Origin of the sequence: Bacillus sp. OK048 (assembly GCF_900103525.1) — a bacterium.
GTDB lineage: Bacteria > Bacillota > Bacilli > Bacillales > Cytobacillaceae > Neobacillus.
Map to the genome: position 1 here is coordinate 43,913 of NZ_FNHN01000008.1, position 22,482 is coordinate 66,394.

The following is a 22,482-nucleotide window of genomic DNA, read 5'->3' on the forward strand; positions in this document are numbered from 1 at the left end:
TAGAGGTATATCATTAAAATACAAACAAAATAACAAAGTAGACCGCCATTGTAATAAGACCAACAGGAACACCAAACCGTGCCCATTCCTTACTTGTTATATTAAGTTTTCCTGCTGCAATAATATTCGGTATATTACCAGGTATTAACATACCACCACTAATAATAAGACCCAGCAAAACCGCACGAATGGTTTCTTGATCCATAGCTGGACTAATTTCAGCTGCAGCAAGAGTGGCATTGTCTAAAATAGCAGAAATCATGTTGATCCAATAGAGCAGCATCGGATGTAAGCCAAGTATGTATTCATTGATTAATGGTTCAAAACCATGCCCTAGGAAGGTTAGCCCCATAACAAATAAATAGATTTTAGCGGATCGAATCAAAATTTCTTTATAGCTTTCTACTTTTTGCTCAGCCGTTAAACCGTCAGAGCTCTCTTGGGGTTTAACTAAAAAGATTGTCAATATACCAAAGAGTACAACTGCTGGAATAACTTCTGGACCAATTAATTTTAAGAGATAAAAAAAGTCTTCATTTAACTTACTAATTGTAATCGTTGCTAAAGGCTCACCAATTGGGGTGAGGGCTGCACCAAGCCCAATTGAAAAACAAGCTAAAACGGTAAAGCGAATTTCAGATTTACGGTCAAGTGGAAGGACGTTGATGATAATAACGAGCACAATCGCTGCGATGATAGCCGTAATAATACTTGATGCAAGTCCTAAAATAATGACGGTTAATCCGAAGAAAATCCTAGGAGATAGTATTCTGTTCAACCAGAGTATTGATTTTTCCAGCTGAACCTGCCCCCATTTACAGATTAATCCTGCAATTAAGACGGCAAGAGTAATATTTATTGGATCTATCAGAGCTTTTTCAATTAAATGGAGATTCATCATACCACTAATCGAAGCTGCAGCAATACCCATCACAAATAAGAATACTTCCAAATTGTGCTCGACCTTTTTTACTGAAAAAGGTAAAAATAAAACCAAAATTAAAATAATTACTAACCCAATCATTCATACCCATCCCTTGTCTTTTTTGTTTAATTATGTACATAAATCTATTATAAACTTTTTTGAATCAATTTTGACAGAATATTTGGGAATTCACTATTTAATTATCTTAAATATTTACACAAAACTCTAAAGATCTTCCATTATGATGGAAATCGTTTTCATATAAAATGAGGGCAAGTAAATATGCCTTTATTAAAAGTTGGAGGAATATATGAAAAAGTATGTAATCTGCGGCGTCAGCAACCGAGCATTAGAAATGTTTATTAAACCACTCTTAAATGAGTTTTCAAAGGAAAATGAAATTGTTGGATTATTAGATTCTGACCCACTTCGATTTACTATTTGCAAAGATAGATTTCCGCATTTAGAACCAGTTCCAACCTTCAATCCGGACCAATTTGAAATCATGGTTGATCAAACAAAACCTGATTATGTAATCGTAACGGGTAGAGACGATACTCACATTGACTATATACTAAGAGCATTGCAGAAACATGTAAATGTGATAACAGAAAAGCCGATGGTGACAAACGCATCAGATGCCTATAAAGTGATGCAGGCTGAAGCAGAAAGCAAAGGAAAAGTTATTGTTACATTTAATTATCGATACAGTACGTTTCACCGGAAAATTAAAGAAATGATCCTTGAAGGGAAAGTTGGAAGAATAACTTCCGTTGACCTAAATTGGTATATTGATACGTATCATGGTTCAAGTTACTTTAAAAGATGGAATCGTAGTCGTGAAATTTCTGGAGGCTTATCCATCCACAAATCTACCCATCACTTTGATCTTATCAATTGGTGGTTAGATCAGAAGCCAGAAGAAGTGTTTGCGTATGGTGCTTTGAATTACTTCGGACAAGACGGTGAAATGAATCCGAAGAAAGAGTCTGGCCGTTTTTGTGGCACGTGTGATGTAAGGAATGACTGTAGTTATTTTAGGCGGTGGAATCCGCGAATTGGTTCGACAACCGTAAGAGATGACCATCTTTTAGCAGGTGTTTATGAAAAGGATGTACCGTATACAGATTATCGTCCTGACGCTTGTATTTTTGATGAAGAGATTTCGATTGAGGATACGTATGTAGCTGCAGTAAAATATGATGGCGGGAGCATGCTAAGTTACTCGATTAATTTTTCAGCTCCATATGAAGGATACCGGCTGGCTATTAATGGAACGAAGGGAAGAATTGAAACCACGGAATACCATGAACCTTCTCGAATTCCGTTTGAATATCCTGAACAAAAAATAGATTATTACCCTCTTTTCGGAGGAAAAGAATCGATCGAACTTGTCCAAGATCCTGGAGGACATGGTGGCGGTGATCCTATATTATTAGCAGATCTTTTCCTAGGTCCAGACCCTACTAGAAATTATAAAATATTAGCAGGTGCTGAAGCTGGTGCATATTCCATTGCTGTTGGTGAAGGTGTCTGGCGTTCAGTTGCAGAAAAGAAACCAATTAACATAAAGGAAATCCTTTTAAAAAAAGTGTAGAATGATTTTATACTTTTAGGTAGTGGCTATTCAAAGAGGGGATTAAAACATGTTAATGAAACAAACGACTTCTGTGATGACCCTAATCATGATAATTGGATTGGTGCTTACGGGATGCAAAGGTGAAGACTTCTCATATAAAGAATCAGATTCAATAAAAGATAAACAGGTCAAAATTGTTTTTTGGGATGATAATACAGGACCGCAGCGGACACCCATTTGGGAGGAACTCATTAGTCGGTTTGAGAAAGAAAATCCAACCATTGATGTCGAATATGTGGGATTGCCTAAGGATTCGGCCAAAGTAATGTTTGATGCCGCTATTGCTTCAGGAGAGACGCCTGATGTGGCTAGTGTTTATGCGAGCTGGCTTCCGGAATTTTCCATGCGTGACGCGTTGTTGCCGCTAGATTCTTATTTTTCTAAATGGAGTGAAAAGGACAAAATAAATAGAAGAGCGATAGAGTTTAATAAACGCATCGTGAGTAATCAAAAATTATTTGGGATTCCATATACACAAAACCTCGATATCCTCTGGGTACGCTCTGATTGGTTTAAAGAAGCCAATTTGAACACTCCTGAAACGTGGTATGAGTTCTTTCGTTCCGTTGAAATGTTAACAGATAAATCAAATAATCGTTATGGATATACAATCCGTGGAGGAGCAGGGGGCTCTTTCCAGTTACAACGGATGATGTACGCCTACTCTGGCATTGAAACTTACTTTAAAGATGGGAAAAGTACAATAAATGATCCAAAGCATGTTGAATTCTTAAAGAAATACTTTGCTATGTATCAAACCTTTACCCCTATTAGCGATATCACAAAAGATTATAAGGCAATGATTGCTGGATTCGATTCCGGAACTATCGCGATGGTCCAGCATAATATAGGGTCTTATGCCGAGCATAGCGAAGCGTTAGATCCTGATCAATTTCAGGCAATCCCCTTACCAAAATCAGTTAAAGGTCATTATGTAGCGGAAGACGGCAACACTATTGGCATAAGTATTTTTAAAGATACGAAGCATCCAGAGGAATCATGGAAATTTATTCGTTTTATCAATTCGAAGCAAGCTCAAAGCTTTTGGAATCAAAGTGTTGGTCAAATTCCTACCAATTCGGATGTATTAAGTGAAGACTGGATAAAGACTTCACCGCATATTCAGATAGCCCAGAAAGTTTACAATGACCCTAATACCATTCTTTTTGAGCCGCCATTCTATCTCCCAGAATATCGTACCATTCTAAATACAATCGTGGACACTGGTTCACAGTCTGTGTTAAGTGGGAAAATGACCGTGGAAGATTTTTTAGATAATTGGGCAGAAGCAATGGAAGCGGCTCAAAGGCAATACGAGGAATGATTGATTAATCTAAGATAAATTTAGGCATTCGATGCACGTAAGCATCGAATGCCTTTTATTTTTATCTATTTTAGAAATATCTTAAAATTTTAATCAATCATCTTAAAATCTTTAATTATTAAAGAAACCGTTTTCATTTATTATAAAAAACAGAGAGGAGGAAACTAGATGAGTTATTCACAAGGTGTTACTGAAACAGTTGTTAACAGCAATAAGGCGGTGAACCAGAAAAAGATTAAAAAGGATAAATGGGTTCCCTACCTTTTTATACTACCCTCTTTCCTTATAATCTTAGGTTTTCTATTTTACCCAATCGCTACAGTATTCTATTACAGTGTTCAACACTATGACGTGTCTGCGCCTTACTATAATGGCTTTGCTGGCTTAGAGAACTTTAAAGAAATTTTTACGACTGACAAGATGTTTATACCTAGTTTAATAAATAGTTTGAAATGGGTTGTAACAGAAGTAGGATTACAATTAGTGGTTGGTATGATCCTAGCCTTACTATTGAACCAAACATTTAAGTTTAGAGGGGTAGTACGTGCGGTTGCCTTTATTCCTTGGGCTATTTCAGGGGTTCTTGCATCAACGATGTGGTCATTAATGTTTAATGAACATATGGGTGTACTCAATGACTTGCTGATGAGAATGGGAATCGTTGATGAACCACAGGCTTTCTTAGCAAGTACGTCAACAGCCTTTACAGCGGTTATTATCGCTGAATTGTGGAGGGGTATACCGTTTTTTGCCATCACTTTACTAGCGTCATTATCAAGTATTCCGATTGAACTATATGAAGCAGCCAGGGTAGATGGTGCAAGCAGATGGAAGTCGTTTATTTATGTAACATTACCACAATTAAAAAATACGATTGTCCTAACTACCTTACTAAGAGTAGTTTGGGAGTTTAATAACGTCGACCTATTGTTTAACTTAACGGGTGGTGGTCCTGCGCATTCAACCACAACACTTACGATGTATATTGCAGATTTAGCTGTGCATGGAAGCAATTTTGGATATGGTTCAGCATTGACGGTCGTTTCATTTGGAATATTACTGGTTTTCGCCATCCTTTATCTGAAACTATCGCGTTATGAAAAGGAGTGATTTGAAGGATGTTTACAGCAAATAAAAAAGTCGACAAAATTTTAACGCTATACCTGCCTTTAACAATGTTGTTGAGTTTTACCATCTTTCCAATCTACTGGACAATAAATACGGCCTTTAAACCTGAAGGGGATATCGTAAAACGTCCGCTACAGTATCTGCCGGCTAACCCGACAACTGAAAACTTTGTTACTGCGTGGACCAATGTCGGTTTTGCTACTTTCTTTAAAAATAGTTTAATAGTCGGGGTTTCTACGGTTTTGGTTGTGCTTGTCTGTTCGACTTTGTCTGGTTATGCATTAAGCAGATATCAGTTCAAAGGAAAACGCAGTTTTATGATCATGCTGTTATGTACTCAATTTATCCCGAGAGCGATGATGATTATTCCTTTGTTCGTCATATTCAAAAATCTTGGGTTAATCAGTAATCCACTTTCACTCATTATTACCTATACCGCAATCGAAATTCCATTTACTACGATCTTGATGAGTGGATTTATCTCAAATGTTCCAAAGGAGTTGGAAGAAGCGGCTGTGATTGATGGCTGTACAAAACTACAGTCACTCCGTTTTGTTGTTTTTCCATTATTACTGCCTGGTATCGTAGCAACAGGAGTATTTACCTTCATTTATACATGGAACGAATTTTTAATCGCACTCATGCTAACCAATCAACAATCCAAGTTCACGCTCCCAGTCGGACTAAGTACGATGCTGGGTGAATTCAGTATCAACTATGGTGCTTTGGCGGCCGGAAGTGTAATCGCTTTAATTCCTGCAGTTATATTATTTGCCTATGCACAGAAGCACCTGGTAAACGGTATGGGTGGAGCTGTAAAAGGCTAATTATAAAAGGCTCTTTAGAAAAGAGCTTGCAACCTTTATTTCAAGCACCAAAATAGTTTGTTCCACGTTAAAATCGGCTTTAGGATTTTAACACCATTCTTTAAGAAACAAAGACTTATAAAAAAATATTAAGGGGGCATTACCATGATTAAGAAAAGAATAACAACCTCTGTTCTAGCACTAACAATGGCAACAGGAATGTTGCTTGCAGGCTGCGGTGGTAAAGAACCAGCTGCAACTAAAACGGAAAAAGAAGCAACCAAATCGGATGAACCTGTAACACTCCAATTTTGGGATGAAAACGCTGGCCCAGCACGTACTCCTGTTTGGGAAGAAGTTATTAAACGGTTTGAAGAAAAGAATCCTAATATTGATGTTGAGTATGTTGGTATTCCAAATAGTTCAGCAAAGTCAAAATATGATGCAGCGATTGCAGCAGATGATATGCCGGATATTGGCTCTGTGCAAACAACTTGGCTGCCAGAATTCTCCATTCGTGAAGCTTTGTTGCCACTGGATTCTCATTTTGAGAAGTCTGACATAAGCAAAAAAATTAACGCAAATGCTACTGGTGTTAATAAGAAAATCACTCAAGATGGTAAGCTTTATGGAATTCCTTATGCACAGAATTTAGATGCCTTATGGATTCGAACAGACTGGTTTGAACAAGCTGGTGTACAAGAGCCTAAAACATGGGATGAGTTCTTTACCGTTATCGAAAAAATGAGAGATCAAGCGAATAATCGTTATGGATTTACCATCCGCGGTGGAGCAGGTGCATCTTTCACGATTCAGAGAGCGATGTTTGCTAATAGTGGTTTAGACTTTTTTGATAAAAACGGTAAGACGAACATCAATAATCCTAAACATGTAGAATTTGTTGAGAAGTATTTCTCTTACTATGACAAATTTACACCAAAGAGTGATATCACAAATGGTTATAAAGAAATGATTGCAGGCTTTGATACTGGTGTTGTAGCAATGGTACACCACAATCCAGGATCTTATGGTGAGCACAATAAAGCCTTACCAGAAGGTTCCTACAAGTTAATTCCACTGCCAACAACTGAAAAAGGCGGTAAATATGTTGCAGAAGGTGGTAATGCAGTTAACCTAGCTATCTTCAAATCAACAAAGCATGCTGATGCAGCTTGGAAATTCGTGGAATTTGTTAACTCTGAAGAAGCACAAAGCTATTGGAATCAACAAACAGGTCAAATCCCTACAAACTCTGATGTGTTAGATGATAAATGGGTACAAGAGTCACAGCATATCAAAACAGCCTTTGAAGTTTACAATAATCCTGATACAAAACTATATGAACCGCCATTCTATCTGCCCGATTATCGTGCCATTCTTGATGGCGTAGTAGACCCAGGTGTACAGGCTGTTATGAGTGGAAAAATGTCTGCTAAGGACTTCCTAGATGAGTGGGCAAAAGCAATTGAAGATTCTAAAGAAAAATATGATGCAACATTTAAAAAGTAAGTAAGTCTTTATTCTGGGTGTTGATTCTATTAACACCCAGTTTTCTTATATGGAAGATTAAATTAGATAAATGAGAAGGAGATAGGATAATGGGAAATACAGCAGATAAAATCAGAACAGAAACTCCGTTGGTGATGGCGGAAAAGGCATGCCAAGCATTAATGAATACTTTCCGTGCTGAGGATTTACCTCCAGTAAATTGGTTCCATTATCACCAAGGTGTTTTTCTATATGGAATGTATAGAGTATGGGAAGAAACCGGTAAGGAAGAGTACTTTACCTACATTCAAGCATATTTTGATCACTTAATTGATGAAGAAGGAAATGTAGTTTTCGATAGAGACCAGTTAGACTCTATCATGCCAGGGATTCTATTGTTTCCTTTATATGAAAAGACCAAGAATCCTAAATATATGATTGCGGCAAAGAAATTACGAAGTGCATTAGATACCATCAACAGAACCACAGAAAATGGTTTCTGGCATAAGGAAAAATACCCTTATCAAATGTGGTTAGACGGTCTCTTTATGGGTGGACCATTCATGCTTATGTACAGCAAGCATTTTCAAGAAGAAGAATTGGTTCAACAGGTCTTGCTTCAAGAAAAGCTAATGAGAAAACATATGACTGACTCTAAAACAGGTTTACTCTTCCACGCGTGGGATGAGAAAAAAGTGCAGCCATGGGCTGATTCGGAAACAGGCTGTTCACCGGAATTCTGGGGGCGTTCAGTTGGCTGGTACGGAGCGGCACTGATTGATTTGTTAGAGGTTTTGGGTGACAAAAAACGTGGACAAGAGGAATGGATTCAATCCCTTCAAAGTTTCATTCCAGCTATCGTGAAATTCCAGGATGAACAGTCTGGTCTTTGGTACAATGTGGTCGATAAAGGAGACCGTCCAGACAATTGGTTAGAATCTTCTTGTTCTGCTCTCTTCTTATATTTTATTGCGAAGGCTGTAAAGCATGGTATTGTTGATGATTCATACCGTGAAGTTTGTGATAAAGCCTATGCAGGATTATTAGAGCATATGGTGGAAAGTGATGATTCTTCCCTAACATTAAAAGGAATCGTGATCGGAACTTCCGCAGGCACATACGATTATTACGTATCACGCCCGACTTCTGAAAATGATCTCCATGGAATGGGTGCTTTCCTTTTAGCAAGCATGGCATATTACGACTTAATTAAGTAATACTATCAGGGAAACATTTTTTTACTAGATTACAGCAGCTAGATTTTTTAATCTGGCTGCTGTTTTTTTATCCAATTGACCGATAAATTTTGTATTATGATATTATATAGAAAACGGTTACAATGAAATGAGAGGATATTAAGAATTAATATACTAACAGGGAGTTCTTTCTATGACAGCTGTAAAGCTAAAAAACTTTATTCGCAAACATTTTTTCTATTCTTTTAAATCTACCATTAATACTCTCTATTTACCTATCATTATCCTTTTTATATTAATTACAGGTTGGGTTTCATCTTTGCTAGCCACTGCACAAATAGAAGAAAATGCTTATAAAAACGTGAATGATACGATTTTTCAAACTAAAAATTATCTTGATAATATCCTTGCAGATGTTTTTCAGCAGCTAGTCTCCTTATCGAATGATCCAAGAATCTCATCGTTAGTGGATAAAGAAGTTTCAGAGATTAAGCCAGAAGTGTATGTAGAGATTGATAATAATTTAAAGCTTATTTATTCAAGATACAATGTCATCCTTGAATCCGTTCTTGTTAATCATAAACAAAATGGTTTTTTACTTTATCATACCAGCTATAATTCTAATCCATCGGTAAATCATGAAGAGTATTTTGCAAAATTCCATGGAAACAAAGAGGGGTTTTATTGGAGAAACATTCATGAAGATCAGGAATTTAATAAAAAGAATAAGGTAATGTCAATATTTCGTTTGATTGAAAAGAATCAATCATCCTCAAAAGGAATTGTTTTATTTCATTTACGGGCAGAATTTTTTGAACAGGTACTGAATAAATCGTTAATCGGAGAGAAAGGATATCTGACACTTATCAGTCCAGATGGAATCTTTGAATCCAAAACAGTAAAAAAGAAATATAAGTTAGATAAACCCACTCTTCATTCGCTGCAAAACCTTAAAGAGGAAGCTGGAAAGTTCTCCTACGAAAATGCCGAAGGGGAAGATATGATTGTTATTTACGATACATTAAGTTCGAATAACTGGAAAATAGCAGCTGTTATTCCACAAGATGAAATCTTAAATAAAGTAAATTACATCAAGGATTTCACCATTCTATTGGTCGTATTGATGATCCTAAGTGCGATTATTATTACGAACATCGTAGGAAAATATATTTCGGACCCGTTTAAAAAAATGGCCAAACAAATGGGGATGATTAATAAGGAAAATCTCGACTTTGATTTTGAAATGTCGGGTCCTGAAGAAATGAAAATCTTACATACAGGCTTTAAAGAATTAATTATCCGGATTAATACCTTAATGGACCAAATTCAATTAGAACAGGAAGAGAAACGACAATTAGAATTTGCGATCATGCACGCCCAAATTAACCCTCACTTTCTTTATAATACCATGTATTCAATTAAGGGATTGTGTGATATGGGACTGAATAAAGACGCTAGCCAAATGATTAGTGCACTTACAAGTTTTTTCCGGATCGGAATTAGTAAAGGAAGAGAAATCATTTCCATCCATGATGAAATGGAACATATTCAGCATTATCTGTTTATTCAGGAAATGCGCTATGGGGATGATTTTTCCTATGAAATTGAAATGGACAAAGAAATCCTTACCTATAATATTATTAAACTTTCATTGCAGCCTCTTATTGAAAATGCCATCTACCATGGGGTAAAGCAAAAACGTGGCCAAGGAAAAATAACGATTCGTGGATATCAAGTTGGAGATACCATCCATTTAGAGGTTGGTGATAATGGGAATGGAATACAACCACAAAAATTAAAAGATATTTTGCTAGAAATGGAGGCATCTTATCAGGAGAAAAAAAAGTATCTTGGTATTGGTCTGCAAAGTGTAAATGAACGAATTAAAATTCACTTTGGAAATGAATACGGTTTAACGATTGCGAGTGAACCTGGTAATGGGACAGTCGTTAGCATTACAATTCCCAAAACAAAAGGGGAGATTACCGAGTATGCATAAAGTAATTGTAGTAGAAGATGATCGAATTATTCGTCGGGGCATATGCCAAGCAATACCTTGGGGAGAGCATGGCTTTGTAGTAGCGGGAGAAGCAGGAGACGGTGAGGTGGCATTAGAGTTAATAGAAAAGGAACAGCCGCAAGTTGTCGTTTCCGATATTAATATGCCTTTTATGAGTGGGTTAGAAATGGCGAAACAGATTAAAGAAAGAAGCCCTGAGACAAGAATTATTTTTCTAACAGGGTATGAAGATTTCAAATATGCCCAGGAAGCCGTTAAATTGAAAGCGTTTGACTATCTGTTAAAGCCAGTTGATTCAGAATACCTGCTAAATAAGGCCAAAGAAGCAGCAGCTGATTGGGAAAAAGAATCAGTGAAAGAAAAAAGAATCATAGAGTCCTTGCCCTTACTGCAGCAGAAATTTTTTCAAAAATTGATTAGAGAAGGAGATTACCGGGTTGATGTCGAGAATGAGCTACTAGGGCTTGATGTTCATATGGAGGGTCCTTTCTTTGCCGTTATTCTTGTTAAGAATACGATTGAGCTTGATCTTGAGGGACATTTAATTAAGGAAAAGATTACGAGTTTCAGTTCATCTTACTTTAATGATTTAGGTTGTTTGGTGATGAATGCGGATGTCGGTGAACATGCGATTCTCTTATCCCTTGAAAACGATCAGGATTCAAGGAAAGGGGAGTTAGCCAAAGCATTGTTCACTTATCTAAGTAATGAAATAGACGATGCAATTACAATTACACATGGACGAGCATATCCTAATCTGTTTGAAGTTGGTAAATCTTTTCTAGAAGCTAGGGTAGCCATGGATATGAGACATATTATGGGGACCGGTAGAGTAATCTCCTTGGATGAAACGGTTTCTAAGTGTGACAAAACAGAAAATCTTGTCCATGATTTAGAGATGAAATTAGAAAATGATATCAAGTCTGGTTTACCAGAAAAGGTAAAAGAGACTCTGATTGATTTAAGCACTGCCATAGTAGATAGAAAAATGGTTGCTTTATCAGATTTAAAGGTCCTTGCTTTCAAATTTAGCACCATGCTTTTTTTTGAAATTGAAAAGTGGAAAAAGGAAGATTCAACAAATAGCTTTAACTCATCAGATGTTTATAAGTCTATCATGGAATTAACAACCCTAACAGAAATGACAAACATTTTACATAGTCTATTAGAACAATGGTCCACAGCAATGTTTAAAAAGAAGGGAAATAATTATTATAGCCATGTTGACCAAGCAATCAAGTATATGCAGGGGAATTTCCATGACAGCAGTTTAACACTTCAAAGGGTTGCCGAGATAATCCATGTTAGTACTCCCTATTTGAGTAACCTATTTAAGATGGAGAAAGGGTTTAACTTTGGGGATTACTTGTTAGAGTTACGAATGAAAAAGGCGATGGGACTTTTGGGCGAGGGTAATATTAAAACCTATGAAGTTTGTGAACAAGTAGGTTACAGTAATCCTCAATATTTTGGTATATGTTTTAAGAAATATACTGGTTTTACACCAGCTGAATTTAAGAAAAAGTTTAAATAGAGAGAATATATCTTCTCGTGGAATATTCCATTCGAATTTATAAAATTTAGGCTGTGTTAACGAATCAACATCTATATTTAACATAGCCTAATATTATGAAATTTTTAAGAATATTGTTTAAGATTTTAAGGAATTTGCCTGGATGAATTGTAACCCCTTTCATTGATTCATATAATCAACGTGTAAGTAAATGAACTGAACATTACTGGAGGATAGATATGGTTGCGAATATTGGAATCCGGGCACACGATATTGAAGACCCATCGATCGACAATGTGGTTAATATAATAGCAAAAAAAGGACTCAGTGCTGTTCAGTTAGCACTAAGCAAATCCTTACAGAATTACAATTCCGAATTAGGCAGTTTAAGTCCTGGTTTTGCTCAAAAGATACATCGTGTTTTTGACATAAAGGATATTCAAATAGCTGTTTTAGGCTGCTATTTTAACATGATCCATCCTGATCACATGGAAAGAAGAAAAGGGATGGAGTTATTCAAGGAGCATCTTCGGTTTGCAAGAGATTTTGGCTGCAGTATAGTCGGAACCGAGACAGGAAATGTTCAGGCTGAAATCGTCTATACAGAAGAGAACTTTAGTGAACAGCCGTTTCTTGAAGTAGTCGAGAGTGTCAAGGAGCTTGTAGAGGAAGCAGAAAGATTTGGAGTGATTGTAGGAATCGAAGGAGGAATCAACCATCCGATTCATACACCAGAGCGGATGAAGAGATTACTTGATCTTGTACCATCTAACAATCTTCAGGTGATTTATGACCCTGCCAACTTCATCTCCATCGATAATTATCATAATCAAGAAGCTGTTATTCAAAAAGCATTTGAGCTGTTTGGAGATAGAATGGTGATTGTACATGCCAAGGATTTTATTATAGAGGACGAACAAGTCAAAATGGTTCCAGTAGGTCAAGGGCTGTTAAATTACGATTTTCTATTTAACTTATTAAAAAGGAAAAAACCATTTATCAATATTTTGATGGAAAGTACAAAGGAACCTCACATTGATAGAAGCATTGCTTATTTAAAAGAAAAATACGAAAATGCCTAGTTTGAGTAAAAAAATAACAAGAAAGTTGGGCGCCGCCATGCGAAGCTTTATGGATGAGAATTTCTTACTAAACAATGAAACATCAATTACTTTGTATCATGAATATGCAAAGGATATGCCAATTATAGACTACCATTGCCATTTAAGTCCGAAGGAAATATATGAAAATAAGAAGTTCAAAAACATTACAGATATCTGGTTATCTGGAGACCACTATAAATGGCGGTTAATGCGCAGCAATGGCATTGATGAAGAATATATTACGGGCAGTGCTAGTGATTATGATAAGTTTCTAGCTTGGTCAAGGACGGTTCCAATGACAATTGGAAATCCACTGTTTAATTGGACTCATTTAGAGTTACAACGATACTTTGGGATTGATGAGTTATTGAATGAAGAGAGTGCTCCAATTATTTGGGAGAAAGTAAATGCTTTACTCAATAATGAGGGCTTTGGTGCGAGGGATTTTATCAAAAAATCAAATGTACAAGTGGTTTGTACGACTGACGATCCTGTAGATAGTCTTGAATATCATCAACTATTAAAAGAAGAATCCGATTTTAATGTAAAGGTACTGCCAAGCTTTCGTCCAGATAAAGGACTTGAAATTAATCGAGATGGATATCTCGAATGGGTGAACAAGCTGCAAGAGGTTTCTGGTATCCCGTTCGATACGTATGAGGGTTTTTTACAAGCGCTTGAATCAAGAGTTCGGTTTTTCCATTCCGTTGGAGGAAGAGTTTCGGACCATGCGATTGATGTCATGTTGTATGCGGAAACGACAAAAGAGGAAGCAGCACAGATTTTTAAAGAGGCATTAAAAGGTCAAAAGGTTTCTATCGAGGATGAAAAGAAATATAAAAGCTATACATTAACATTCTTAGGTAAGCTCTACTCCGAGTTAGGATGGGCCATGCAGCTCCATATTAATGCATTAAGAAATAATAATGCAAGAATGTTTAACCAATTGGGACCAGACACAGGCTATGATTCTATTAATGACGAGGAAATTGCAAAGCCATTGGCGAAATTATTAAATGCGATGGAAGAGGACAAAGCCCTTCCTAAAACGATTATTTATTCTTTAAATCCCAACGATAATACTGTTATTGCAGCGATGATTGGTAATTTTCAAGGCGGAGGCATTCCAGGGAAAATACAATTTGGGACCGCATGGTGGTTCAATGATAATAAATCAGGGATGCTTGACCAAATGCAGGCATTAGCCAATGTCGGGCTATTCACCCGTTTCATTGGAATGCTGACGGATTCTAGAAGTTTTCTATCATACACAAGACATGAATATTTTAGAAGATTATTCTGCTATCTCATCGGTGAATGGGTGGAAAATGGCGAAGTCCCTAATGATAAGGAATTCCTGGGAAAAATCGTCCAAGGAATCTCTTATGACAATGCAAAAGAGTATTTCCAATTTTAAAGGGCCCTATTAATGAGGAGGAGCTTCATGGAACAATTAAATAAAGGTTTAGTAAAAGATCTCCTAGTATACCCAGAGAAAGTATTGCAATTTGGTGAGGGGAATTTTTTAAGGGGATTTGTTGACTGGCAAATTGATGTCATGAATAAGCAGGGATACTTTAATGGAAGTGTTGTCGTTGTCCAACCGCGTGGGCAAGAAAAGATTGAGAAGCTAAATGCACAGGATGGCCTATATACACTGTACTTACAGGGGATGAAGGAAGGAATAGCTGTTCAGGAGCATTCCATTATTACCAGTATTAGCAGAGGCATAAACCTTTTTACCGAGTATGATCAATATCTCGACCTAGCAGCGAATCCAGAGCTGAGGTTTATTTTTTCAAATACAACAGAAGCGGGAATTGTCTTTGATGAAAATGATCGTTTAGAGGATCGGCCGCAAAAAAGCTTTCCAGGAAAATTAACAGCCATTTTATATCAGCGTTACAATGTCTTTCAAGGTAATAAGGATAAGGGTTTTATTATCATCCCCTGTGAACTGATTGAACGGAATGGTGAAAAATTAAAGGAGATCGTCCTAAAATATGCAGAACTTTGGAATCTAAGTGACGAATTTGTCGCATGGATTCATGAGTGTAATACATTCTGCAACAGCCTTGTCGATCGAATTGTACCAGGCTACCCAATAGACACCATTGAGGAAATAACAAAAGAGCTTGGATATAAAGATAACCTGCTTGTGGTGGGTGAACAATACCATTTATGGGTAATCGAAGGTCCCCAATCGATTCGCGAAGAATTTCCGGCCCATTTGGCAGGACTAAATACATTGATGGTTGATGACTTGTCGCCTTATCGGACAATAAAGGTACGTATTTTAAACGGTGCCCATACGGCAATGACACCAGTTTCCTATTTATATGGGATAAATACTGTGGCCGAAGCTATTGAAGATGAAGTGACAGGGCAATTTGTTAAAGATCTTATTTATGATGAAATCATCCCGACGCTGGACATGCCAATGGAAGAATTGCATTCATTTGCAGAGGCTGTGTTAGATCGGTTTAGGAATCCATTTATGCAGCATTTTCTATTAAGCATTTCACTTAACTCGGTGTCTAAGTTTAAGACAAGAGATTTACCTACTTTAATGGAATATTACAATCGTAAGCGTGAATTGCCAAAAAAACTTGTTTTCTCTCTTGCGACTCTCATCTCTTTTTATAAAGGAAAGAGAGGGGAAGAAGAGATTGTTTTAGCTGATGACCAGGATGTACTGGATTTATTCAACGTACAATGGAGTCATTATAATGGAACAATCGACAGTGTTAAGGACATCGTTACTAGTGTATTAGGTTACGAGAGGGTTTGGGAGATGGATTTAAACCAAGTTCCTGGACTAACCGCTGCTGTAACGAATGATCTCTTCACTATTGAAACAAAGGGAATGAAAAAGGCCCTTGAATCACTTTTAGGGCAAAAAGCAGCTAACTAGCGGCGGGGGGGGAATCTAATGTTGGATATTATCCAAATCCATAATCAAGACAATGTTGTGGTTGCCTTAAGAGATTTGTCAGCAGGTCAAACTTTTACTGTAGATGGGGTAACGATCACGCTAAAGGAAGATGTGCCAAGAGGACATAAGGTTGCCATTAAAAACATTACGATAAATGAACATGTCGTTAAATATGGCTATCCAATTGGGCATGCCATAAAAGAAATTTCTATGGGGGAACATATTCACACCCATAATACAAAAACGAACTTAGACGGAATTCAGGAATATCAATATAATCAAAAGCTAAACACCACTCAATATGAAAAAGAGAACCTAACATTCAATGGATTCAAACGAAAGAATGGTAGTGTAGGAATTAGAAATGAACTGTGGATTGTTCCAACCGTTGGCTGTGTTAATGGCGTAGCCGAAAGAATGATTAAGCTATTTGAAAAAGAAGTGGGCGATAGTAGTCCTTTCGAAAATATTCTGGTGTTAAAGCATAATTACGGCTGCTCCCAATTAGGTGACGATCATGAAAATACAAAAAAAATTCTTAGTGATGCTGTGCTGCACCCAAATGCCGGTGGTGTATTAGTTCTAGGTCTTGGCTGTGAAAATAACAATCTATATGAATTCAAAGAAAGCTTGGGAGAGTTTGATGAAGATCGAGTGAAGTTTTTAGTGGCCCAAGAGGTTTCAGATGAAATTGAAGCTGGTGTTGCGTTACTAAAAGAAATCTACGAAAACGCCAAAACGGATAAGCGGGAATCTGTTCCGTTAGCTGAACTTAAGGTAGGATTGAAGTGTGGCGGTTCGGATGGATTCTCGGGTATTACTGCTAATCCACTGCTTGGAAGATTCTCAGATTTCTTAGTATCTCAAGGTGGAACGACGGTATTGACAGAAGTACCTGAAATGTTTGGTGCGGAAACGATTTTGATGGAACGGGCAGCAGATGGTGAAGTTTTTGAAAAAACCGTTGAATTAATTAATGAATTCAAGGAATATTTCATTCAAAATAAACAACCGGTTTATGAAAATCCATCACCAGGAAATAAAGCCGGTGGCATAACTACCCTTGAAGATAAATCACTTGGATGTACGCAAAAAGCCGGTACATCAGTTGTAACGGATGTCCTTAAATACGGAGAAATCATTAAACAAAAAGGTCTAAACTTATTAAGTGCCCCAGGAAATGATCTTGTAGCCTCTTCAGCTTTAGCTGCAGCAGGCTGTCAATTGGTTCTATTTACAACGGGTCGCGGAACACCGTTTGGAGCCTTTGTTCCAACAATGAAGATTTCAACCAATACTCCAATTTACGAGGCGAAGCCGCATTGGATTGACTTTAATGCAGGCGTACTGTTGGAAAAAGAATCAGATGTAGTTTTACGAGAATTTATTACTTACATTATCCAGGTTGCAAGCGGTGAATTGGTGAACAATGAAAAAAATGATTTTAGAGAGATTGCTATATTTAAAACAGGAGTTACTTTATAGCTGGTAGATGAAAAACGGTAGGGTGACCTATCGTTTTTTTCTGTAGGCTAGTGCAGGGGATAGTGCTGTGCCGGAACGAATTAATTTGTCCAGCCGCTCTGAATTCGTTAAACTAGAGAAAGAGTGTAAGAATTATCGAAAAAATTTATTTGGGAGTGGGCATTGAATGAATAAAAGAGTAGTGATTACAGGTGTTGGAGCAGTCACTCCTTTGGGGAATGATGCTCATACATCATGGGAACAGATCAAGAGTGGTGTTTCCGGTATTGGCCCTGCAACTCTTTTTGATGTAGAAAAGGTTGACATCAAGATTGCAGCAGAGGTTAAGGGTTTTGTTCCTGAAGAGTTTATGGATAAAAAAGAATCCAGAAGGATGGGTCGTTATAGCCAGTTTGCTATTGCAGCAAGTCAAATGGCTGTTAAGGATGCAGGACTCCAAATAGGAGAGGGGATTCAACCAGAACGGGTCGGAGTTTGGATTGGATCAGGAATTGGCGGCTTGGCTGAATTCGAAGAACAACATCGGAAGTTTATAGAAAAAGGCCAAAGAAGGGTAAATCCATTTACGATACCGATGTTTATTCCTGATATGGCGGCAGGACAAGTATCCATTTCGCTTGGTGCGAAAGGAATCAACAATTGTTCGGTTACAGCATGTGCGTCTGGTGCCAATTCCATTGGTGATGCATTCCGCGTGATTCAAAAAGGGGATGTCGATGTGATGATTGCTGGCGGAACAGAAGCAACCATTACCGGGATGACGGTCGCGGGATTTTCAAATATGACCGCACTTTCAAAAAATCCAGACCCGGCCACAGCAAGCAGGCCATTTGATAAGAACCGTGATGGATTTGTCATTGGTGAAGGCGCAGGTATTGTGGTATTAGAAGAATTAGAACACGCATTAGCTCGTGGTGCCGACATTTATGGCGAATTAGTAGGGTATGGAGCTACAGGTGATGCCCATCATATTACGACTCCTGCACCTGAAGGAGAAGGGGCAGGAAGAGCCATGAAATTAGCATTAGCGGACGCTGGAATTACACCTGAACAAGTTGACTATATCAATGCTCATGGTACATCCACCTATTATAATGATTTGTATGAAACGTTAGCCATCAAAGATGTTTTCAAAGAACATGCCTATAAATTATCTGTCAGTTCCACGAAATCAATGACTGGCCACTTGTTAGGTGCAACTGGGGCAATAGAAGCGATCTTTTCACTTTTGGCAATCAAGGATGGAATCATCCCGCCAACGATCAATTATCAAACACCTGATGAACAACTGGATTTAGATTATGTCCCTAATGTAGCAAAAATGAAGGATGTTCAAATCGTTTTATCCAACTCATTAGGATTTGGCGGACATAATGCCAGTTTGATTTTTAAAAAATTTACCGAATAAAAATATCAATAAAAAAAGCTGGAGCATAATTTCTTTTATGCTCCAGCCTTTTTTTCATCGAGTAAGATTTCTATACACTCTGTTCATTAAACTGTGACATTGGTCAACGCAGATTTATGTAAAGATAATTTATAATAAGATTATAATCGGTAATTGCAAAAATGTAACCGTTTACAATCAAGAATCATTTAGGGGGGAATCTTTTACATTGAATAGAATCACCATCCTAACCGGCCATTTTGGGTGTGGCAAAACAGAGATTGCGATAAATCTGGCATTAACTGAGAAAAAGAAACATAACAAAATCGCTATTAACGACTTAGATATTATTAACCCCTATTTTCGTTCTAGGGACGTTTCCGAACTTTTCGAGCAGCAGGATATTGAATTAATCGCCCCTGCCAATCGCCTAGCAACCTCAGATTTACCCATTGTTTCAGGAGAAATCTATCGGGTTTTACATGATCATCGGTATCGAGTCATTATCGATGCCGGCGGCGATAATGATGGAGCAATGGCTTTAGGGCAGTATTATCATGAATGGAAGCAATTAGAACCTGAGCTATTATTCGTCTTGAACGCTAACCGTCCATATGTTAGCACCTTAGATGGAGCGAGGTACACGATAGAGCAGATTGAAAAGGCGGCTCGTTTAAAGGTAACGGGAATCATCAACAATTCCAATATCGGCAAAGAAACGAGCATGGCTGACATCCTCAGCGGATATGAATTAAGCTCGGAAATATCAAACATGCTTTCAATCCCGCTTCTATACACAACCATCTCTGTGGATTTAGAAACTGAAGCTAATTGTTTTGCAAAAAGTCATCAGGTGATGTTCATCAAGCGCTATATGAAATTACCATGGGAAGGATAGGAGTGGAAACAGTGGATATGAGAGTTGTTTTTAACGAGGATATTTGTAAATCATGCGGACTTTGTGTTCAGGTATGTCCAACGAATGTTATTTTTCTGGCAGACTATTTAAATGGAAAAGGCTATCGACCAGCAGCCGTCACCGATCAGGATCATTGCATTAGCTGTGCAAAATGTGCCCAAATATGCCCGGATTCAGTCATTTCGGTGTACAGACCGGTTAAGGTTTTGCAAACTGTGTAATTTGAAGGGAGTCCTTGGTATGGGGAAAGTGTTAATGAAAGGAAATGAAGTCATAGCGGAAGCAGCAGTGCAGGCAGGCTGCAGGTACTTTTTTGGGTACCCAATCACACCTCAAAGTGAGCTTGTCGCCTATATGGCAAGAAGGCTCCCTGAAGTTGGTGGAATATTCCTTCAGGCGGAAAGTGAAATTGCAGCAATCAATATGGTTTATGGTGCCGCTGGGACAGGGGTCAGGGTTATGACCTCATCGTCCAGCCCGGGCTTTAGCCTAAAACAAGAGGGAATCTCCTATTTAGTAGGTTCCGAGCTTCCTGCGTTGATTGTAAATATCGTTCGAGGTGGTCCCGGTCTTGGGAATATTCAACCGGCTCAGTCTGATTATTTTCAAGTAACAAAAGGAGGTGGACACGGTGATTATAATATACCTGTGTTAGCACCTTCATCCTTACAGGAAATAGTGGAATTAACCCGTGAAGCGTTTGAAATCGCTGACCGCTATCGGACACCTGTCATCCTAATGGGGGACGGCATGCTTGGACAAATGATGGAACCGGTTGAATTTGGCGTACATTCAGAAACAGAGTTGCCAGAGAAGGATTGGGCAACTACAGGCACCCGTGGAGATGGGGCACCAAAGATTATTACCTCTCTTGAGCTTAACGCTGAAGGGCTGGAGCAGCGTAACCATGCCTTGCAGCGGAAATTTGCAGAGATAAAGGAAAATGAAGTTCGCTATGAAACGTATAAAACAGAAGATGCTGACTATATAATGGTCGCATATGGAACAGTAGCCCGTATAACACTGAATGTAATTAATAAAGCGCGGAATGAGGGGGTTAAGGTAGGTTTGATTCGTCCTATTTCACTATGGCCATTCCCGGAAAAACCGTTCATGGAAACGAGGAATAGGGTAAAAGAATATGTGTCAGTAGAAATGAGTGCTGGACAAATGGTTGAGGATGTCAGGCTTGCAGTTAATGGCCATGCACCTGTAGGCTTCTTTGGTCGTACTGGCGGAGTGGTACCTACACAAGAGGAAATCTATGAAAAGATTATCGCTGTCGCCAAGGGGGTTACAATATGACAATGAAGACTGTTTTTGAAAAGACGAATGGTTTGACCGATAAACCCACACATTATTGTCCAGGTTGTACCCATGGTGTTATTCACCGCCTCGTTGGTGAAGTACTAGAAGAAATGGATATTTTAGAAGATACGATTGGTGTTGCCTCAGTGGGGTGCTCGGTTTTATCGTATGAATACTTTAACTGTGATATGACTCAGGCTGCACACGGCAGGGCGCCAGCTGTCGCTACAGGCGTTAAGAGGGTTTTGCCAGATCGCTTTGTATTTACTTATCAAGGGGATGGTGACCTTGCCTCCATTGGTATAAGTGAAGTTATTCATGCAGCTGCCAGAGGCGAAAAAATTACCGTTATTTTTGTTAATAATGCTATATATGGGATGACCGGGGGACAAATGGCACCGACAACATTAATTGGTCAAAAAACAGCAACCACACCATTTGGCCGTGATGAGAGTATTCAGGGCTCACCAATTAAGGTATGTGAAATGCTGGCAACATTAGATGGAACGGCCTATATCGAAAGGGTTTCAACACATGATGTTCCACATATTCAAAAAACCAAAAGAGCGATACGTAAAGCATTTGAAACACAGAAAAAGGGTATTGGCTTTTCAATGGTAGAAATCTTGTCCACATGCCCAACAAATTGGGGACTTGATCCAAATGAATCGTTAGCGTGGGTGAAAGAAAATATGATTCCTGTTTATCCTCTAGGAGTTTTTAAAAATAAAGAGGGAGGGATGTAATCATGTTGGAAGAAATCATCATTGCAGGATTCGGTGGACAGGGTGTTATGTCGATGGGACAGTTGATTGCATATGCAGGAATGCTTGAAGGCAAAGGTGTCTCATGGCTACCATCCTACGGTCCCGAACAAAGGGGAGGAACAGCAAATTGTGCAGTTGTGGTAAGTGATCAACAAGTCGGTTCGCCGCTGGTAACAAGTCCATCAACGGCTATCGTGCTAAATAATCCTTCCTTCGATAAATTCGAGCCACTTGTACGGCCAGGGGGCCTATTGATTATAAATTCCTCATTAGTCGCAAGAGTATCAGAGAGAAATGATATTGAGGTTATCGAATTGACGGCTACGGATATGGCGAACGACTTAGGAAATGCCCGTGTCGCTAATATGATTTTGTTAGGAGCCTTTTTAGAACGCAAAAAAGTAGTTACTAGTGAATCAATAATCGAATCATTGAAAAAAGTACTTTCTTCTGAAAAACATCATTTAATCGAAGTAAACAAACAGGCATTGAATAAAGGAGCATCGGCTGTTTCGTTCATTACTCTGGGAATTTAACAG

At 38.2% G+C, this 22,482-nt stretch carries 19 protein-coding genes; 18 read left to right on the plus strand and 1 reads right to left on the minus strand.

All coding sequences use genetic code 11. The annotated features are described in order from the left end of the window. Positions 1-13: 13 nt before the first annotated feature. Entirely contained in the window at positions 14-1,024 is a 1,011-nt protein-coding gene (locus tag BLR86_RS15425) for a DUF1646 family protein (RefSeq protein WP_090763033.1), read from the minus strand. 211 nt (positions 1,025-1,235) lie between these two features. Here BLR86_RS15425 and BLR86_RS15430 point away from each other — a divergent pair, with 211 nt between their 5' ends. The 18 genes from BLR86_RS15430 to BLR86_RS15515 all read left to right on the plus strand — a co-directional run bounded on the left by BLR86_RS15430 (position 1,236) and on the right by BLR86_RS15515 (position 22,479). After that, positions 1,236-2,522: a Gfo/Idh/MocA family protein gene (locus tag BLR86_RS15430; RefSeq protein ID WP_090763039.1), complete on the plus strand. Its 1,287-nt coding sequence runs from the start codon at positions 1,236-1,238 to the stop codon at positions 2,520-2,522. Positions 2,523-2,571: 49 nt separating this feature from the next. Continuing rightward, complete coding sequence (locus BLR86_RS15435; protein WP_090763042.1) at positions 2,572-3,888, plus strand: ABC transporter substrate-binding protein; 1,317 nt, start codon at positions 2,572-2,574, stop codon at positions 3,886-3,888. A gap of 168 nt (positions 3,889-4,056) precedes the next feature. Further along, positions 4,057-4,998, plus strand: coding sequence for a carbohydrate ABC transporter permease (locus tag BLR86_RS15440; RefSeq protein ID WP_090763045.1), 942 nt, complete (start codon positions 4,057-4,059; stop codon positions 4,996-4,998). Positions 4,999-5,006: 8 nt separating this feature from the next. Continuing rightward, positions 5,007-5,843, plus strand: coding sequence for a carbohydrate ABC transporter permease (locus BLR86_RS15445; RefSeq protein WP_090763049.1), 837 nt, complete (start codon positions 5,007-5,009; stop codon positions 5,841-5,843). Positions 5,844-5,987: 144 nt separating this feature from the next. Beyond that, positions 5,988-7,331 carry an ABC transporter substrate-binding protein gene (locus BLR86_RS15450; RefSeq protein WP_090763051.1) on the plus strand — a complete coding sequence of 448 codons (1,344 nt, stop codon included), beginning with the start codon at positions 5,988-5,990 and terminating at the stop codon, positions 7,329-7,331. Positions 7,332-7,420: 89 nt separating this feature from the next. Next, positions 7,421-8,527, plus strand: a complete 1,107-nt coding sequence (locus BLR86_RS15455; protein WP_090763054.1) for a glycoside hydrolase family 88/105 protein — start codon at positions 7,421-7,423, stop codon at positions 8,525-8,527. A gap of 172 nt (positions 8,528-8,699) precedes the next feature. Then, positions 8,700-10,505 carry a sensor histidine kinase gene (locus BLR86_RS15460; protein WP_254782344.1) on the plus strand — a complete coding sequence of 602 codons (1,806 nt, stop codon included), beginning with the start codon at positions 8,700-8,702 and terminating at the stop codon, positions 10,503-10,505. Then, positions 10,498-12,060 (plus strand): response regulator, encoded by a 1,563-nt coding sequence (locus tag BLR86_RS15465; protein WP_090763057.1) that lies wholly within the window; start codon positions 10,498-10,500, stop codon positions 12,058-12,060. The genes BLR86_RS15460 and BLR86_RS15465 overlap by 8 nt, the downstream gene beginning before the upstream one ends. A gap of 218 nt (positions 12,061-12,278) precedes the next feature. Then, the gene (locus BLR86_RS15470) at positions 12,279-13,121 is read left to right on the plus strand and encodes a sugar phosphate isomerase/epimerase family protein (RefSeq protein WP_090763060.1); all 843 of its coding nucleotides are present in this window, start codon (positions 12,279-12,281) and stop codon (positions 13,119-13,121) included. Positions 13,122-13,158: 37 nt separating this feature from the next. Then, on the plus strand, positions 13,159-14,559 hold the full coding sequence (gene uxaC / locus BLR86_RS15475; RefSeq protein ID WP_090763713.1) for a glucuronate isomerase: 1,401 nt from the start codon (positions 13,159-13,161) through the stop codon (positions 14,557-14,559). A 27-nt stretch (positions 14,560-14,586) separates the two neighbouring features. Further along, positions 14,587-16,056, plus strand: a complete 1,470-nt coding sequence (locus BLR86_RS15480; protein WP_090763063.1) for a tagaturonate reductase — start codon at positions 14,587-14,589, stop codon at positions 16,054-16,056. An 18-nt stretch (positions 16,057-16,074) separates the two neighbouring features. Continuing rightward, positions 16,075-17,562, plus strand: a complete 1,488-nt coding sequence (locus BLR86_RS15485) for a UxaA family hydrolase (RefSeq protein ID WP_090763065.1) — start codon at positions 16,075-16,077, stop codon at positions 17,560-17,562. Positions 17,563-17,728: 166 nt separating this feature from the next. Continuing rightward, positions 17,729-18,970, plus strand: a complete 1,242-nt coding sequence (gene fabF / locus BLR86_RS15490) for a beta-ketoacyl-ACP synthase II (RefSeq protein ID WP_090763067.1) — start codon at positions 17,729-17,731, stop codon at positions 18,968-18,970. A 208-nt stretch (positions 18,971-19,178) separates the two neighbouring features. After that, positions 19,179-19,847 (plus strand): hypothetical protein, encoded by a 669-nt coding sequence (locus BLR86_RS15495; RefSeq protein WP_090763069.1) that lies wholly within the window; start codon positions 19,179-19,181, stop codon positions 19,845-19,847. A 17-nt stretch (positions 19,848-19,864) separates the two neighbouring features. Next, entirely contained in the window at positions 19,865-20,089 is a 225-nt protein-coding gene (locus BLR86_RS15500; RefSeq protein ID WP_175492929.1) for an indolepyruvate ferredoxin oxidoreductase subunit alpha, read from the plus strand. Between the two features lie 19 nt (positions 20,090-20,108). Next, the gene (locus tag BLR86_RS15505) at positions 20,109-21,173 is read left to right on the plus strand and encodes a 3-methyl-2-oxobutanoate dehydrogenase subunit VorB (protein ID WP_090763071.1); all 1,065 of its coding nucleotides are present in this window, start codon (positions 20,109-20,111) and stop codon (positions 21,171-21,173) included. Beyond that, a complete protein-coding gene (locus BLR86_RS15510; RefSeq protein WP_090763074.1) occupies positions 21,170-21,922 on the plus strand; it encodes a thiamine pyrophosphate-dependent enzyme in 753 nt (250 codons plus the stop codon). The genes BLR86_RS15505 and BLR86_RS15510 overlap by 4 nt, the downstream gene beginning before the upstream one ends. A 2-nt stretch (positions 21,923-21,924) precedes the next feature. After that, on the plus strand, positions 21,925-22,479 hold the full coding sequence (locus tag BLR86_RS15515) for a 2-oxoacid:acceptor oxidoreductase family protein (RefSeq protein WP_090763077.1): 555 nt from the start codon (positions 21,925-21,927) through the stop codon (positions 22,477-22,479). The last annotated feature ends 3 nt before the right edge of the window (positions 22,480-22,482 follow it).